A 17120-nucleotide genomic window follows, 5' to 3' on the forward strand; every position below is an offset into this window, starting at 1 on the left:
TTTTTTCTAGCTAGAGCTTCTTATAATGATTGAATTTATCTCCGCATCTGATTTTAGTGAAAGCCAGCGATTATTTCATGGTCGTGGCCATGCATACCCCGCATTATCACATGTCAATGTTGATTGGTTTGAACCCGTTATTTTGATCAGTTTATATCAAGAAGTTGAAGCTAATTGGCTAGCAGAACAAGTAGCGACTTTACAGACTTTGACCGATAAGTGTCAATCAATTCAAGTGCAATACCGCTGCCGTCAATTTGCCCCATGTGAGTTGCTTTGGGGGCAGGAAGTCACTCACTTGTGTGCTCTAGAGTCTGGCTTGAAATACCATATTAGTTTAGGTAAAGCGCAAAATTCGGGTTTGTTTTTGGATATGCGTAATGGCCGAGACTGGGTTCAAAAGCATAGTGAAAATAAGCAGGTATTAAATTTATTCTCTTATACTTGTGCTTTTTCTGTTGCGGCATTGGCTGGTAATGCCAGTAAAGTGGTGAACGTCGACATGAGTAAAAGTTCATTAACTAAAGGTCGAGAAAACCACCGATTAAACCAACAAGATCTCAGCAAAGTTATTTTTGAAGGTGTTGACATCTTTAAGTCTTATGGACGTCTGAAAAGATATGGACCCTATCAGTTATTAGTTTGCGATCCGCCATCTTTTCAAAAAGGTAGTGTTGATATTGTCAGAGACTATAAGAAAATTATTCGTCGCTTGCCTGAGCTAATGTCAGATAATGGTGATGTATTGTTGTGCTTAAACTCCCCTGATCTTAATGTTGATTTTTTAATGGCTGAAGTTGTCAGAGAATGCCCTGAGTGCATTTTCCAATATCAACTGAATACACCAGCAGTATTTAAAGAGGCGCATCAAGGTAAGGGATTGAAATGTTTATATTTTATATATAAACCAACCGCGTAGATTTCAATTTTTCTGTCTAGTTTACTTGTTTAGTTTATGGGTCAAGCAAACCTTATTATTATTTATCTCAATAGTGGACTTCTGTCCACTTTATCTAGTCTTAATTTAACACCACGCGTGCGGCCAATAAAATCAAAAAGCTACCAGTAACCTTGTCTACCAGATGACTATTGGCTTGTAATTTTTCTAAAACAGGCCCGCGTGACATCATAAAAGCAATAACGACATACCACAGCATATCAATAATGCCGACAGTGGCAGTCATCACAGCTTTTTGCTGCCAACCTGCGTTAGGATCAACAAACTGACTAAATAAGGCAAGAAAAAAAATCGCTAATTTAGGGTTCAAAAAAGCAATTAAAAATCCATCTCGCCAACCATTAATAGTTGGCTCTAGTGTTTTACCTTGTTGGAAAAACTGAATGTTTTGTTGCTTACTCATTAGCGCTTTAATACCCAAATATATTAGAAAAGCGGCACCAGCGTATTTTATGGCTGAAAACAACATAGGTGATTGCACAATAAGCAGGCCGATACCTGTTGCGGTTATTGCCGCATATAACGCAACACCTAAGCCGTGACTAATGGCGGTGGCATAACCTTGGTTTGCACCACCATTTAACGTATTTTTAATCACTACCGCCAAACTTGGGCCTGGTGAAAGGGCACCAAGAATACAAATAACCACTAGTGATAGCCATAAATGAAACTCCATAATTTAATGCGCCTTAGATTAGTTAAGTTGATTTGTGGGACTAATGTTGATTTTTAATGCGAAGAAAGCTGGCAAATTTTGGCACACCCCGTTGTGTTTTACCAATGTATTTATAGGTTATTATACTACCAATTTTTGGTGGTTGCTGGCGCTGCTGATCAGAAAAGCCTGTGCCTATTTTAAAAGTGATACCTTCGGGGGTTTTTACTTTAACCGCGCCCAGTAAACCTTGGTATTTTCCTTTACCTAGCGTATGCGCAATGACTAGCGCTTCAGCGTCTTGATATAGTTTTAGTTTTAATAGGCTCTTGCTACGGCCACTTTGATAATTTGCTGATGCTAGGTGCAGCATTAAGCCTTCGCCATTATGATCAACAATGTGATTCAGCAGATCATACAAAGCCATATTACTGGCTAGCTTTTTTTGTTTAATCATCGCTAGGTAAGCAGAGCTATTACTTGCTATTAATTGCTTCATGGTCACAATACGCTGCGTGAAATTAGCGCTGTGATTGGGTAAGTCGAAAAGCATTAATTTAAGTTTTTTCCAGCATTTTCCATCTGAGTGTTTGCGTCTTACACAGGCGCTGATTTGGGGGAATTGTCCTCGGCCGCTCCAAAGTTCACCTTCCATAGCTATGTTAGGCCAATGTTCAATAAACCAACCCGGTGGTGACAAGACATTACCATTGCGGGTTAATAGTTGTTGTCCAGTCCAATATCCGCGAACACCGTCTAACTTCTCGCTTACCCAGTAATCTTCAATAACCGCGCTCTGCTGATATTTAGTAGCCAGCTGTAGCTGGGGCTTTTGTGGTTTTTTTATTTCTACGTTTGCTTGCTGTGCAAGTACGCAGGGGAATGCGAAGATTAAAAAGTTAAAGCACAAAATTTGTTGATATGTCGTTGCTTGAAACATCCTTGTTCCTTTTCAGTAACTGAGCCCAAATAATCAAAACGAATATCTTGAGAAGTTTTAAAGAGAGTATAGAAGCATTTCATAATTTTGGGCTATTCGTTTGCTTACTTACTTAAAAAACACTTAAATAATACGTCAGGAAAACAAGTGTTTAAGGTCGAAATTTCTTCAATGTTGACTACACTTTGGCATAAAATAAAATTTAATGGATGATAGTCGATGAAACGAATAATGCTTTCTAGCCTCATGTTGATACTTTTATGCGCTTCATTTTTGGCGACAGCTGGGAAAAAACACTGCCAAGACTATCGTCAAAAACTTGATAATATTCAAGCGCAACAACGCCAAGCCAATACACATAAACGCAGTCATAGTTTATCGAGCAAAGCAGCTAAAGCACGCGATAGATGGTGGCGCTGTGAAACCGGTAAACTTAAAGCTAAAGCTAAAGCTAAATCCAAGTCTAAGCGAGAGAAAAAATCAAAGCAAAAGCCCGCTAATAAGAAAACAAAAAATAAAACCCATAGCCAATCCGCTGCTCTTAAGCTACACAAAAATAGTCAAGCTTTAGTACCTTTTGCTAGCCATAACCCTCTAGTGATACGTTCAAAGTATCAAGGTGAAAAGTTACGGGCTTGGCTGATATTTTATCAACCCGCGAAAAAGTGTGCTCGACCTAAATCTCTACAACATTTTGCCCTATGTATTGAAGACAAGCGTAGCCAACAAACTGAATTTGAAAAAAGCTATTAAGCTTGTGTTTGTAATATTCACTAATTGATTGTCGTTTACACCATTTTAGTATCATGACTTTAAGGTGTTTTTAATTTAGTTATTTGATAACTAATGATAATTATCTTTGGAACAGCTTTTGCTTTTAACTTGTTAAATAGGCTTGGTAAATAGGCTTGTTAAATAGACAAGTTAACAGTAAGGAGGGCTTAAGGTATGCAAAAAAATAGATGGTTAAAAATGAAGCGCATAGCAAGTGTTATACTAGGTTTTTTATGCTTATTGCTCGGTATTGTTTTTATCTTATTGCCTGGCCCTGCTGTGATTTTTATACCACTGGGTTTAGCGATGTTAAGTTTGGAATACCCTTGGGCAAAAATAGGCTTAAAAAAAAGCCAAGGCTACTTTCGTCAAGCGGCAGTAAAAACAGATCAAGGTTTGTCTTGGTTGGGGAGAAAATTACGTCGTTAATAGCAGGTGAGATGTGATTGTAACCGCTTGCATAATGATTAATTTAAAGTCTAATGGTCGTGAGTCATTAACTTTAATATCCATGACTCACTTTTATTATATAACGTTAAATTTTCTGGGCGATATACTGGGCTTTAGTATGATTATATTGCGTGACAATATTATCAACGGTCTCTTGGCAGTAGTCTCGTAAACCACTTAGTAGCATGAACTTTTTACCGTGGCCAATGATTTTTTCTTGCGAAACTAAATCAAATGATAAACAGGCGTTACCGCGCTTGCCTTCTATCGCTAAAGTGGTTGAAGATAAACGTAAGGTGATATCTTGAAAATCAAGCTTATCAAGTTTAATAGACATGCTTTCATACATAATCATAGGGCGAGTTGGGTTGATCATCACCTTGTTTTTTTGCATTAAGTCGACCAGAATATGTGGAAAAGTATGTCCTGAAAATTCAACATAAGCACGCGTTAACGCTTCAATCGACTTAGTGTTTTTTGTGTAATTACCGGCAACTGACATATTCAAATATTCTTTTTGCTTATCGTCAATAATACGCGCTGTGCTGCTAATTTCTGTTGGAATATTTAAGGTAGTTGCGTCTGTGACCATACCAGAAAATCTAAAGCTCATTTCTTGGTGCAATCCTGCGCGCTCTAATATTAATGAAAACAGTAAGTCACCTGGAACACAAAAGCGTTTAGCGTTTATGTCATGTAGAGGATTAAAATCGTCAGCAATTTGTTTAGCAAAATCACTCGCCTGTTGACGTGTGAAACTAATTTTATCATCCGAAATTCGGCAATAATTCTCTAAAAACATGGAGTCTTGTCATCACTTTAAGCTATTGAAATCGGTGTTATTCTATCAGTATGCTTAGTCAATATCGAAGTTTATTAATATTTAACTGACAAAGCAGACCAGTAAAAGTAGGGCCTTTAAGCTAACAGCTGCAGCGAATAGCTATAAACCAGTTGTTCTTTAATATGCTTGTTAAGTTGCTTCAGTTGATACTCGCGGCGACTTGCTTGTTGTCGATTGGGTTGAGATTCAGCGTAAACTAAAGTTACCGGACGGCGAGCTCGAGTATATTTTGCTGCTTTTTTGTTACTTTCGTTGTGCTCAAGTACCCGTCGTTCAAGTGAGGTGGTAATACCTGCATAAAGGCTATTGTCGGCACAACGAAGAAAATAAACGTACCACATAGTAATAAAGTCTGATCAGAGAACTAATGATTCATTTTCGCAATTTTTTGGTTGGTATTCGAGATAAAAATGAATTAATACTGGCTGCTAGTTGGCGATTTTAATACTATTAGCGCCTGAAAAAATAATAGGTTGAGATATGTTGCAAACAGAAACAGGTGCTTTACGCAAAATGCGTGCGGATTTAGCGGCAGATGGTACGGTAAATTACCGTATGGTGCTCGGTGAGCAAGAAGTTGAGTTAAACCCACTAATAGGCAAGCACCTAACGCTGAATTTTAGTGGTCATATAGATTGTCAGCATTGTGGCAAAAAAGTTAAAAAAAGTTATGCTCAAGGTTATTGTTTTCCTTGTATGCAAAAACTTGCGCAATGTGACATGTGTATTATGAAACCAGAAACTTGCCACTTTGAACAAGGCACTTGTCGAGAGCCAGAATGGGGCGAAAGTAATTGTATGATCCCGCATTATGTCTATCTCGCCAATACCTCAGGTCTAAAGGTTGGCATTACCCGTCATACACAAATCCCAACGCGTTGGATTGATCAGGGGGCTACTCAAGCATTACCTATCTTTAAAGTGAGCACACGCTTACAATCAGGGTTAGTAGAAGTTGCTTTGGCTGAATTTATTGCGGATAAAACCAATTGGCGGGCAATGCTTAAAGGCAGTGCAGAAGCGATAGATTTAAAAGTGATTGCTGAAGAACTTAAGCCTAAAATAGCCGAAAAATTGGCAAGTGTGAGCTTAAAATATGGTGCTGATGCTGTGACTGAGTTGGATGAAGATGTGGTTAACTTGCATTTCCCCGTTAAGCAATATTTAACAAAAATATCATCCTTTAATTTTGATAAAACACCAGAAGTTTCAGGTATTTTACTGGGGATAAAAGGGCAATATTTGATTTTTGAAACGGGTGTGATTAATTTACGTAAATTTACTTCATATCATGTTAGTTTGCAGGTAAGTTAATTATTGCCAAGGATAATAAATTTACCTAAGCTAAAGCATACTTTTGATTATTACGGGTCAGTTTAATTATACAGCTACGTCAGTTATAGCGATAAAAGAGATGTGAGGATCATTATGAAGAATGTGAACGATTATGCACAAGAAGCTGGTGAAATATTTGTACTTTCAGACTCTTTTGTCCGCATTAAAGAGTTGATTGATGATGAACAGTCAACGATTGACGATATTGCCGATGTTATTCTTTTGGACCCAGCATTAGTGGCAACCATTTTAAAACTTGCCAATAGCTCATTTTTTAATTATCCGGGTAAAATTGATACTATCTCTAAAGCCTTACTCGTGTTGGGTATTACTGAAGTTTATAATTTAGTGATAGCTTTTTTTACTAACCGCACCTTTAAAAAGCTGAATGTTGAACATGACTATTTAGATGACTTTTGGTGTAAAAGTGTTGATTGTGCGCTCATTGTCAAATATATCGGCAGCAAACTTAATATCCCCAATGCTGAACGTTTGTTTATTATTGGGTTACTACATAACTTGGGTGAGCTTGTTGTTCAGCAAATATCTCCAGAAAAAGTATCAAGCGCTAACCGCTTTTCTTCAAGTGAACTGCCTTGGGACAAGCAATATCATGAGCTCGGTTTCACCTATGGTGAGTGCAGCGCTGAACTTTTAAAGCAATGGCAATTACCGTATAGCATTATCGAACCTATTCGTAATCAAGACAATAGTGATTTCTCTTACAGCACAGATGAAATTAAACTCTTGTATCTAGCAAAACGCATTATGTTGAGCCAGTTTGATTGTAGCTCACACCCTATTGAGTTGTTATTAAGCGAAGATGCCTTGCAGCAATTACCGATAGATGAAAACACGATACAAGAGGCGCTCAATTTTTGTGACTTTGAGCGTTTAAGTATGTTGGCCATTATAAATCCAGGCGCGGCAATGATTTTTTAATTGTGATGCCATTTCATTGTTTATAGCGACATTAACCACAACTTATATTGATACTTTACCAGTATCAATATAAGTCTCTAGCCATTAAGTAAGCGCTAGCGGCGACATTTTTTAATAGCCTCTTGGTTTAAAAAAACCTCAACTGCTCCCTGAGTATCAGGTTTAATATCGCACTGAAAACTTTAACAGTTCTGCTTACTGTCCGCCTCTAATACCTCACTGAAAATCGCACCCGTTAGCTTAATGCAATTAGGTCTTTAGTTTTTACATTATGCCTGATGTATTAGCTTGCAGACAACGCTATCTATTAAGTCTTACTCACTTAGCTCTGTTTCATTGTGTGGAGCTTTTCTCTTGCTGAAAATATTGCACCAGTAGCTGACAAATAAATTTCATACGCACTATCGTGGTGCGGGAGTATTAACCTGTGATTTCTTATCTACTTGTTTTTATGAGATATTTTAATTGGCATGAAGATTGATATGTATTAGTCAATGACAATTAGGGAATAACAACATGAAACTAGTAAGTGCAATTATAAAGCCATTCAAGCTTGATAGCGTCAGAGAGGCTATTTCTGAAATAGGTATTGAAGGCTTAACGGTCAGTGAAGTAAAAGGTTTTGGTCGCCAGAAAGGGCATACCGAATTATATCGGGGAGCTGAATATCAAGTAGATTTTCTCCCAAAAGTGAAACTTGAAATTGCGGTAAATGATGATGTTGTACAACGGTTAGTTGATGCCATCGCGGAAGCAGCACATACAGGTAAAATTGGTGATGGCAAAATATTTGTTTATGACCTTGAGCATGCCGTGCGAATTCGTACCGGTGAACAAGATGTAGAAGCGATATAGGAGCAAAATCATGGAACAAAATATTTTTCAACTTCAGTATGCAATGGATACCTTTTATTTCCTCATTTGTGGGGCCTTGGTAATGTGGATGGCGGCAGGCTTTTCAATGTTAGAAGCCGGTTTAGTTCGAGCCAAAAACACCACAGAAATTTTGACTAAAAATGTCGCGCTCTATGCGATTTCTTGCATGATGTACTTATTTGTTGGTTACGACATTATGTATGGTGGCGGCATGTTCTTATCAGGCATTGAAACGGTTGATCCCGCTAAGGTATTAGAAAACTTTTCAGCACGAGAAGATGGCTTTACCGGTGCAGCAATATATTCCGCAGCATCTGATTTCTTTTTCCAAGTAGTTTTTGTCGCCACTGCCATGTCAATTGTCTCTGGTGCAGTAGCTGAGCGTATGAAACTATGGGCTTTTTTAGCCTTTGCGGTAGTGTTAACGGGCGTTATTTACCCAATGGAAGGAAGCTGGACTTGGGGTGGTAATGCTGTTTTTGGTTTATATACCCTATCTGAACTGGGCTTTTCTGATTTTGCTGGCTCGGGTATCGTCCATATGGCAGGTGCATCCGCGGCATTAGCAGGGGTTTTACTGTTAGGAGCACGCAAAGGTAAATACGGTAAAAATGGCCAAGTAAACGCAATACCAGGCTCAAACTTGCCAATGGCAACTTTAGGAACATTTATTTTATGGATGGGCTGGTTTGGCTTTAATGGTGGTTCAGTATTGAAGCTTGGCGATATTGCTAGCTCACACTCAGTTGCTATGGTGTTTCTAAATACCAATGCAGCAGCGGCGGCTGGCGCAATCTCGGCGTTAGTTTTAGCGAAATTACTCTTTAAAAAAGCCGATTTAACCATGGCGCTAAATGGTGCTTTGGCAGGGCTAGTGGTTATTACGGCTGAGCCATCAACACCCACACCTATTCAGGCCACATTGTTTGGCGCTATCGCAGGTATTGTAGTGGTGTTATCTATTATCAGTTTAGATAAAATAAAAATTGATGATCCAGTGGGTGCTATTTCAGTACACGGCGTGGTTGGTTTACTGGGCTTATTATTAGTGCCGTTAACCAATAGTGCATCAAGCTTTAGCGGGCAATTAATTGGTGCTGCAACCATTTTCGTTTGGGTGTTTTCTACAAGTTTTGTGGTCTGGTTTGTGCTGAAAAAAGTTATCGGTATCAGAGTCAGCGAAGACGAAGAATATGAAGGTTGTGATCAATCTGATTGTGGTATGGAAGCCTATCCAGAGTTTACTCGTGGCTAAATAACTTAAGTTAATTAAGTAATTGAAATATTAAAAAGCCTGTGTATTAACTTACACAGGCTTTTATTATTTTAATGGCTAACACTCAGCTTGATTATGTATAACAGAGCAAGGGTTTGAAATATTTATCAAAGTTTTACTACCATTAGTCATAAAGTGTGTAAGATTAAGTTATTAACGGATATGTTTATGAGTGGATTGTTAGATGGCAAGAGAGCAGTTTGGTGTTTGTGCAGAGCCCAGCCTTCACGGATATTATTTATTATTTAATGCGTTAGATGATAAAAATTTATTTTTACGTAAAGCACTATCGCGTTTACCCGCCTTATTTGATAAATATGCTGATCGTTTTTCAGAAGCCAATTTAGCTGGCGTTATTGCGATTGGCACAAACTTTTGGGATGAACTTTACCCGCAAGGACGGCCTAAGCATTTACGTCAATTTCCAGAAATGGCGGTAGAAGACCGCATCGCTCCAGGAAATAATTATGATCTTTATATCGAAATTCGTGGTGACCGAGCTGACGTAAATCATATTGTTGCGACAAAAGTTTGTCAGTTATTAGCGAATAGTGTTGAATTGGTTGAGCAAGTTCGAGCGTTTCGCTTTTTAGACGGTCGAGACTTAACGGGCTTTGTTGATGGCACTGAAAATCCACAAGGCCATCACCGTCGTCGTGTTGCGCTGATTACTGACGCACAAGATGCCGAATTTTCTGCCGGTAGTTACTTGCATATCCAGCGTTATCGTCATAACTTAAATTTGTGGAACTCATTGGAAGTTAAAGAACAAGAAGACGTTTTCTCACGTACTAAGGTGAGCAATGAAGAGTATTCAGAAGAAAATAAAGCGCCATCTTCACATATTAAGCGGGTTAATTTAAAAGACAGTGCAGGCAATAGCCTTGAAATATTACGCCAAAGCATGCCGTATGGTGATATGAAGCTGCAAGGCTTGTTCTTCGTTGCTTATTGTCACTCGCCTGAGCCTTTTGAATTAATGCTAAAAAGTATGATTGCTGGTGATGCTGATGGCCATAGTGATCATCTACTCAAGTATACACAAGCGGAAACGGGGGCCGCATTTTTTGTACCTAGCTTAAATGTTTTGGCACAGCTTGGTAACTAATACTGGGCATTTTAGTGCCAACGCTATATTGTTTGGCAGATAAATATAGCGTTGAGCGACACCTAATTAAGCCTAATAATTAAACCTAATCCGGCATTAAAATTTACGTTAAGTTTTTCAAAAATAATGCTTCAAGCTTAACAATGGTTTGTTTAATTGCTTTAACGTTAGTCGGGGCAATAAAAATAGTATCATCACCAGCGATAGTTCCGAGTACACCATCACTTTTACTTAAACTGTCGAGTAAGCGCGCGATTAATTGCGCCGCACCAGGACTTGTTCGAATAATCACCATAACGTCATTGTGCTCAATATCGAGTACTAATTGTTTGAGTGGGCTTTTAGCCGTAGGCATACCCAATTCTGCCGGCAAGCAATAAACCATTTCTTGCCGGGCATTACGCGTTCGTACCGCACCAAATTTGCTTAGCATACGCGATACTTTCGACTGGCTAATATTCTCAAAGCCCTGAGATTTTAAGGCTTCGGCAATATCAGCTTGTGAACTAAATTGTTCTTGCTTTAATAAATCTTTGAATGCTTGTACTAAAGCTTCTTGTTTTTGTTGTCCGCTCATATAGGTCCACTACTTGATAAAAATTAGGGTCGACTATTATTGATATATAATACTTACTTAAGACCTAAGTATTATTTCATAATTTTTATTATACGTTATCATTATAAGTCAATACAGGTTAATAATTCTTAGTCTACCGACTCAATTAAGTTTGTTGAGCTTACTCAGTTAAGTCCAATCTGGCTAAGTTAAGTCGAGCAAAAAAATTTAACTGTTTAGGTATATACCCATTTGGCTAAGCTATTGAGCAGGAAACCTTAGAGGCACGAGTTTATAGTTCAAGGTTGAAGCTGTGGCTGTGTGGGATCTTTATTAAAATCAATAATACCGAATATAAGTTTTATAAACGGGTCCTTTGGATATTTAGTTGTAAACTTACAACCTTGAAAATAAATTTCATAGACTGCTGAATGAATACCCTAGGTCAGGCGACTCAGCGCGTAAATCTGAGCATAATTATCTATAAAATATTTTGCTTGTGCTAAATTCATTCAAAGGCGCTAAGTTGTACAATAAATTAATCTGTTTGGTAAAATCATTGTTTTTTGGCCATTTTTACTATATCTTTTGGCCGACAAATTATTACGTAATTACTCAAATTTCTGGAGACATCAAATGAAAGTTGCTGTGCTAGGCGCTGCTGGTGGTATTGGCCAAGCGTTATCTTTACTATTAAAAACTCAATTACCTGCAGGTTCTGAGTTATCTTTATATGACGTTGCACCAGTTGTTCCAGGTGTTGCCGTTGACTTATCACACATACCAACAGCAGTAAAAGTTGCTGGTTTTGGTGCTGATGATTTAGCCGGTGCCCTTACTGGAGCGGATATCGTTATTATTCCAGCCGGTATGCCACGTAAACCTGGTATGGACCGTGCCGATTTATTTGCTGTTAATGCCGGTATTATTAAAACCTTAGCAGAAGGCATTGTTGCAAATTGCCCTAAAGCGCTAGTTGGTATTATTACTAACCCAGTAAACGGTACTGTGCCAATTGTTGCTGAAGTTTTCAAAAAAGCCGGTACTTACGATAAAAACCGCGTTTTTGGTGTTACAACGCTTGACGTTATTCGCTCTGAAGCTTTCATTGCTGAATTAAAAGGCTTAAACGTAAGTGAAGTTAAAATTCCAGTAATTGGTGGCCATTCAGGTACCACAATTTTACCACTGCTTTCACAAGTTCAAGGTGTAACTTTCTCTGATGAAGAAGTTGCGGCTTTAACACCTCGTATTCAAAATGCCGGTACGGAAGTTGTCAATGCTAAAGCGGGTGGTGGTTCTGCTACGCTATCAATGGGCGCTGCTGCTGCTCGTTTTTGTTTATCTTTAGTTAAAGGTTTACAAGGTGAAAGTGTTGTCGATTACGCTTACGTAGACGTTGAAGGCGGCGATGCGGCATATTTCGCTCACCCAATACGTTTAGGTGTTAATGGTATTGCTGAAATATTACCTTACGGCGAGCTAAGTGCATTTGAACAAAATGCAAAAGATGACATGCTTGCAACATTAAAAGCTGATATCAAAGAAGGCGTTGATTATATCAACGGCTAATTTGTTATAATTTTTGCTTTAAAAACCGCGTCTAACGCGGTTTTTTGTTGTCTAGATTTTGTTGAAACCGCTGTTATATTAATAAGGTTATTTTGAAAAACAGATAATAAATCAAAAGCTTTAGTCGCAACTTTCTTAAGCACCTTTTAAGCTGATTTTATAACCTAACTTCGACACTGGCTTCTGAAGTGGAACGGGGATAAACTCCAGATTAGAAATAAAGTGAACCGCTTAGGTTTATTTTTCCTGCGCACAACAAAGTCACAAATTTAATGGTACTAGTATAATGCCAAAATATTGGTAAAATGCAGATAACCTTATTAAACATAACTGTAATATGACTCAGTCCTTTAGTTACGAAACAACATTTATATTAGACAAATCTCATTTTAGTGAATGCTATGATGAATCGGTACCAGTGCCAACTTTTGCTGCGCTATATGGTAAAGGCGCATTTTTGCTATTGATAGGTGCATTGTTGGTGATGTTTTCCGAGCTTAATCCGTACGCCGCTTGGTTTATTTTCTCTTTAGGCTTGTTAGAAATTGTCAGTAGTCGTTATAAAAAAGCGTGGTGGATTGCACGTCAGATGTTAAGTAAAGTAGCGAAAGCTGAGGTGAGCTTAAAAATTGATGTAGACAGTGTGCATATATCGTCATTTTATAACGACAACAAGATGAAGTTTAGCGATATAGAGCGAATAACACCCACAGATCATGGTTGGCTAATTAGTCATAATTCATTTAGGCATTATATTTCTAATCGTTGCCTCAATGCGTCAGCTCAGGCTTTTTTACAGGCTAAAATTAGCTAATAGTGATAGATAAGCGGTCATGCTTATGAATTTTCCTGAACAACTTTTTATCTTCCTAGTTTAGTAAAGTTTTAATAAAAAGCGCTGAAAGTTGAATGAGAATAATTCTCAAAAACCTTGACAGTGTTCAGTATCTTCATTAGTCTGACGGAAAATATAAATCCATCAATTTTTTGATTATTTAGGCGGGCTTCACGTTGAATAAAATCTGGCTTTCTCCTTTGGTATTAGTTGCACTTTTAGTTGCAAGTCTTAATGTGGCAGCAACCGACGAGGTTAATGTTTACTCTTACCGTCAACCGTTTCTGGTTGAACCTTTATTTAATGAATTTACTAAAGCAAGCGGTATTAAGGTTAATGTAGTTTTTGCCAAAAAAGGTATGGCCGAACGTCTAACACGTGAAGGTGAATACAGTCCGGCAGATATCTTATTAACCACGGATATTAGCCGTTTAATTGAATTAAAAGATAATGGCTTATTACAATCGACTCAATCTGCTGAATTAAGTGCGGCAATTCCTGCGCAATTTAAAGCTGCTGACAATACTTGGTATGCGTTAACTACACGGGTACGAAATATTTATTCAGCAAAAAGATTAGGTAAAATTGACTTCAATTATGAAGATCTTGCGGATGAAAAATACCAAGGTCGAATTTGTACTCGCAGTGGTAAGCACCCTTACAATGTTGCTTTAGTGGCTTCTATGATTGCAGAACACGGTGAAGCAGATACGCTTACTTGGTTGCAAAAAGTTAAAGCCAATTTAGCGCGTAAACCACAAGGCAGTGATCGTGCACAAGTGCAAGCTATTCACCAAAACTTATGTGACATCTCGTTAGGTAATAGTTATTACTTTGGTAATATGCTCAAAGATGAAAAACAAAAGCTTTGGGCTGAGGCGGTTTATATTAACTTCCCAAATCAAAATAATCGTGGTGCCCATGTGAATATTTCTGGAATGGCGATGGCAAAATACGCGCCAAATAAAGCCAATGCATTAGCATTAATGAATTTTTTAGTGTCAGCGCCGGCACAAAAAATGTACGCAGAAACTAACATGGAATACCCTGTACGCCCAGGGGTAAAGCCTTCTAAATTAGTCGCTGCTTGGGGAGAGTTCAAAGCCGACAGTTTACCGCTAGAAACTATTGCTAAACACCGTAAAGCTGCTCTGATTTTACTGGATAAAGCAAAGTTTGATTTATAACGCTTATCATTAAGTTCTCGCCTCGTGCTCACCGGTAATAAAAACACCAGTTGGAAATTCTTCAGCTGGTTTTTTGCTTTAGCCTTAATGTTGCCAATTGTGGTGATGTTACTGGGCAGCATTAATGCGTCCAGCGATCTTTTTAGCCATTTATGGGCCACGGTATTACCTGAATATATCCGCAATACTGTGATACTTGGGCTGTTGGTAGCCTTGTTATCATTTTGCTTTGGTGTGCCGGCAGCTGCTCTTATTAGCCAAACTAATATTGTTATGGGCAAGCAGTTAAGATGGTTGCTGATGTTACCGCTAGCAATGCCTGCGTATTTAGTCGCTTATTTATATACCGATTTATTTGATTATGCTGGCCCTGTGCAACGGTTATTGCGCGCGTGGTTTGATTGGCAATCACCCAATGATTATTACTTTTTTGATATTAGAACCATAGGGGGGGCAGCTGTTGTTATTTCCTTGGTCATGTTTCCTTATGTTTACATGTTGACACGCACCGCTTTTGAGCAACAGGACCGTAACTTGTTAAGAGCAAGTCGGTTATTGGGTTGTACCGAGCGGCAAAGTTTTTTTCAGATGACTTTACCTTTAGCTCGTCCGGCTATTGCTGTTTCATTAGCGTTAGTCACCATGGAAACATTAGCCGACTTTGCAACCGTGCAATATTTTGCTGTCAGTACGTTAACTACAGCTATTTATGATACTTGGCTTGGCTACAGTGATTTTGCCGCTGCTAACGCATTAGCCAGTGTACTGATGTTATTTATTTTATTTATTGTCGTCGCAGAGCAACGGGCCAGAGCCGGGCAGCGACATCAATCAAGCCGGCCAAATACCCAACACCAGCGTAAGCAGCTTAGTGTAGCTCAGCAAATCATTGGCAGTATCTTTTGTTGGTTTTTAGTCTTTGCTGGTTTTTTATTACCTGTTATTTTATTGCTAGTGATGGTGATAGATTATGCGGATTATCAACAGCTTGTGGCATTAATTGTGACCGGTAAAAACAGTATTGAAATTGCGACTTATACAGCGACCATAGCTACATCCATTGCCTTAATACTGGCTTTATTTCAACGTTTACATCAAAGCCGCCTTCGGATGTTCCCAGTGCAAATTTCTGGTTTTGGTTATGCTATTCCAGGTACTGTGCTTGCGATGGCCATGCTAGCCACTTTTGGCCCATTAGATCATGCTATAAACGACGTGGCTAAGGCGTTAGGTTTTACCGCGCCTGGATTAATATTGTCAGGCACTGTTTTTGCAATTGTCTTTGCTTATATCGTCAGGTTTTCAGCTATTGCCAACGGCACCATTAGCGCCGGTATAGAGCAAATTCCAAAATCACTTGATTTAGCACCAGCGAGTTTAGGTGTAACCACCTTGTCAGCTATTTTTCGCGTTCATCTACCGTTATTAAAATCATCTATTTTGGTGGCTTGGTTGTTAGTTTTTGTTGAAGCCATGAAAGAGTTACCTGCGGTACTACTATTGCGACCATTTAATTTTGAAACCTTGAGTACGCAGGTATATCAGCTTATCTCAGATGAACGTTTAGAGCAGGGCGCGTTAGGCGCTATTTTAATTGTCTTATTTGGCTTATTGCCAATTATTATTCTCAACCGCCAGAAGGACACCCCGTGAAACCACTGATTAATATTGAAAATTTAGCCGTTAAATTACAAGCAACAGTGATTTTAACGCAAGTTGATTTATCATTGGCTAAAGGTGAAATATTAGGACTGGTTGGACCTAGCGGTTGTGGCAAAACAACCTTACTAAACACCTTAGCGGGTTTTGTCGCACAAAGTGCGGGCACCATTGAAATTAACGCCAGCAATAATCAGCAAATAAAAGTCAGTACTGCAGCCATGTTGCCGGCAGAACAACGTAATATCGGGATGATATTTCAAGATTATGCTTTGTTCCCTCACCTTAGCGTTAATGAAAATATTTGCTTTGGCCTGAAAAAGCTAACGAAAACAGAGCAAAATAAACGCTGTAAAGAGTTACTGACTTTACTTGAATTAACTGATTTTGGACAAGGTTACCCACATCAATTATCCGGTGGTCAGCAGCAACGAGTCGCTATCGCCCGTGCTTTAGCACCACAACCTAGTTTATTATTACTTGATGAACCTTTTTCAAATATTGATGCCAGGCTACGTAATGAATTAATGATTGAAATCAGGCGCCTATTAAAGCGTTTGGGTATGACCGCTATTTTTGTTACTCATAATAAAGATGAAGTGTTCACCTTTGCGGATAAAATTGCCGTTATGCATCAAGGCAAGGTGCTGCAAATTGGCTCTCCTGCTCAGGTTTGCCAGCAGCCTAATAGTTGGCAAGTTGCTGATTTTTTACAACTGGGTAGTTGGCTGCCGGTAGCATTACTGGCGGATTATAATCCCGCACAAGTAACAAGCTTGATTGGTCAATTAGCGCCGAGTGCTATCGTTAATGCACCAGCAGATAACAAGCGTGACTCAGCACTTAATTACCAATTATTGGTTAAACCCAATAATATTGAGTTATGCGAGCAACAGGGCAGTAATGTCATCGTTGAACATATCGGTGTAACCGAACAAGGCTATCACTATTTACTCAGTAGTATTGAGAAAAATAGCGTACTAGCTTTCTCACAACTGAGCTTTTATAGCCAAGAACTGTTTGCCTTAGGTGATAAATTAGCGATAAAGTTAAAGGGCGAAGACTTTAACTTATATACCCGCACCACTTGAATAGGCAGATTTTTTCCAGTTAAAAAGGGTGGGTTTATTATCACTAATTGTTAACACTAAAA

The 17120-nt window shown here is 38.6% G+C and carries 18 protein-coding genes; 13 read left to right on the forward strand and 5 right to left on the reverse strand.

Annotation, left to right across the window (positions count from 1 at the left end; translation table 11 throughout):
• Positions 1 to 25 precede the first annotated feature (25 nt).
• Positions 26 to 919, forward strand: coding sequence for a class I SAM-dependent methyltransferase (locus H4J46_RS14505; RefSeq protein ID WP_182234162.1), 894 nt, complete (start codon positions 26 to 28; stop codon positions 917 to 919).
• 100 nt (positions 920 to 1019) lie between these two features.
• Here H4J46_RS14505 and H4J46_RS14510 read toward each other — a convergent pair whose 3' ends face one another.
• Positions 1020 to 1634 carry a LysE family translocator gene (locus H4J46_RS14510; RefSeq protein WP_182234163.1) on the reverse strand — a complete coding sequence of 205 codons (615 nt, stop codon included), beginning with the start codon at positions 1632 to 1634 and terminating at the stop codon, positions 1020 to 1022.
• A gap of 40 nt (positions 1635 to 1674) precedes the next feature.
• Positions 1675 to 2553, reverse strand: coding sequence for a DNA ligase (locus tag H4J46_RS14515; RefSeq protein WP_182234164.1), 879 nt, complete (start codon positions 2551 to 2553; stop codon positions 1675 to 1677).
• Positions 2554 to 2772: 219 nt separating this feature from the next.
• On the opposite strand from H4J46_RS14515, the gene H4J46_RS14520 reads away from it, so the two are divergent.
• Both H4J46_RS14520 and H4J46_RS14525 read left to right on the forward strand, forming a co-directional pair.
• The gene (locus H4J46_RS14520; RefSeq protein WP_182234165.1) at positions 2773 to 3306 is read left to right on the forward strand and encodes a hypothetical protein; all 534 of its coding nucleotides are present in this window, start codon (positions 2773 to 2775) and stop codon (positions 3304 to 3306) included.
• A gap of 195 nt (positions 3307 to 3501) precedes the next feature.
• A complete protein-coding gene (locus H4J46_RS14525) occupies positions 3502 to 3756 on the forward strand; it encodes a PGPGW domain-containing protein (protein ID WP_182234166.1) in 255 nt (84 codons plus the stop codon).
• Positions 3757 to 3862: 106 nt separating this feature from the next.
• Here the strand turns inward: H4J46_RS14525 and H4J46_RS14530 are convergent, their stop codons facing one another.
• Both H4J46_RS14530 and H4J46_RS14535 read right to left on the reverse strand, forming a co-directional pair.
• Positions 3863 to 4579 carry a DUF3581 family protein gene (locus H4J46_RS14530; protein WP_182234167.1) on the reverse strand — a complete coding sequence of 239 codons (717 nt, stop codon included), beginning with the start codon at positions 4577 to 4579 and terminating at the stop codon, positions 3863 to 3865.
• A 116-nt stretch (positions 4580 to 4695) separates the two neighbouring features.
• On the reverse strand, positions 4696 to 4962 hold the full coding sequence (locus tag H4J46_RS14535) for a GIY-YIG nuclease family protein (RefSeq protein WP_182234168.1): 267 nt from the start codon (positions 4960 to 4962) through the stop codon (positions 4696 to 4698).
• A 172-nt stretch (positions 4963 to 5134) separates the two neighbouring features.
• Between H4J46_RS14535 and H4J46_RS14540 the strand changes: the two genes are divergently transcribed.
• The 5 genes from H4J46_RS14540 (at position 5135) to H4J46_RS14560 (ending at position 10158) form a co-directional block, all read left to right on the forward strand.
• Positions 5135 to 5935, forward strand: a complete 801-nt coding sequence (locus H4J46_RS14540) for a DUF2797 domain-containing protein (protein WP_404851803.1) — start codon at positions 5135 to 5137, stop codon at positions 5933 to 5935.
• Between the two features lie 114 nt (positions 5936 to 6049).
• Positions 6050 to 6898 (forward strand): HDOD domain-containing protein, encoded by an 849-nt coding sequence (locus H4J46_RS14545; protein WP_182234170.1) that lies wholly within the window; start codon positions 6050 to 6052, stop codon positions 6896 to 6898.
• A gap of 516 nt (positions 6899 to 7414) precedes the next feature.
• On the forward strand, positions 7415 to 7753 hold the full coding sequence (locus H4J46_RS14550) for a P-II family nitrogen regulator (RefSeq protein WP_182136611.1): 339 nt from the start codon (positions 7415 to 7417) through the stop codon (positions 7751 to 7753).
• Positions 7754 to 7763: 10 nt separating this feature from the next.
• Positions 7764 to 9029, forward strand: a complete 1266-nt coding sequence (locus H4J46_RS14555; RefSeq protein ID WP_182234171.1) for an ammonium transporter — start codon at positions 7764 to 7766, stop codon at positions 9027 to 9029.
• A gap of 205 nt (positions 9030 to 9234) precedes the next feature.
• The gene (locus H4J46_RS14560) at positions 9235 to 10158 is read left to right on the forward strand and encodes a Dyp-type peroxidase (protein ID WP_182234172.1); all 924 of its coding nucleotides are present in this window, start codon (positions 9235 to 9237) and stop codon (positions 10156 to 10158) included.
• 103 nt (positions 10159 to 10261) lie between these two features.
• Here H4J46_RS14560 and argR read toward each other — a convergent pair whose 3' ends face one another.
• A complete protein-coding gene (gene argR, locus H4J46_RS14565; RefSeq protein WP_182234173.1) occupies positions 10262 to 10735 on the reverse strand; it encodes a transcriptional regulator ArgR in 474 nt (157 codons plus the stop codon).
• A gap of 615 nt (positions 10736 to 11350) precedes the next feature.
• Here argR and mdh point away from each other — a divergent pair.
• The 5 genes from mdh to H4J46_RS14590 all read left to right on the forward strand — a co-directional run bounded on the left by mdh (position 11351) and on the right by H4J46_RS14590 (position 17058).
• On the forward strand, positions 11351 to 12286 hold the full coding sequence (gene mdh, locus H4J46_RS14570; RefSeq protein WP_182234174.1) for a malate dehydrogenase: 936 nt from the start codon (positions 11351 to 11353) through the stop codon (positions 12284 to 12286).
• A gap of 337 nt (positions 12287 to 12623) precedes the next feature.
• Entirely contained in the window at positions 12624 to 13100 is a 477-nt protein-coding gene (locus tag H4J46_RS14575; protein ID WP_182234175.1) for a YcxB family protein, read from the forward strand.
• A 206-nt stretch (positions 13101 to 13306) separates the two neighbouring features.
• Complete coding sequence (locus H4J46_RS14580; protein WP_182234246.1) at positions 13307 to 14308, forward strand: extracellular solute-binding protein; 1002 nt, start codon at positions 13307 to 13309, stop codon at positions 14306 to 14308.
• A 24-nt stretch (positions 14309 to 14332) separates the two neighbouring features.
• A complete protein-coding gene (locus H4J46_RS14585) occupies positions 14333 to 15961 on the forward strand; it encodes an iron ABC transporter permease (RefSeq protein ID WP_310650248.1) in 1629 nt (542 codons plus the stop codon).
• The gene (locus H4J46_RS14590; RefSeq protein ID WP_182234176.1) at positions 15958 to 17058 is read left to right on the forward strand and encodes an ABC transporter ATP-binding protein; all 1101 of its coding nucleotides are present in this window, start codon (positions 15958 to 15960) and stop codon (positions 17056 to 17058) included. The genes H4J46_RS14585 and H4J46_RS14590 overlap by 4 nt, the downstream gene beginning before the upstream one ends.
• Positions 17059 to 17120 lie beyond the last annotated feature (62 nt).

Source organism: Colwellia sp. MB02u-6 (assembly GCF_014077095.1).
Lineage (GTDB): Bacteria > Pseudomonadota > Gammaproteobacteria > Enterobacterales > Alteromonadaceae > Cognaticolwellia.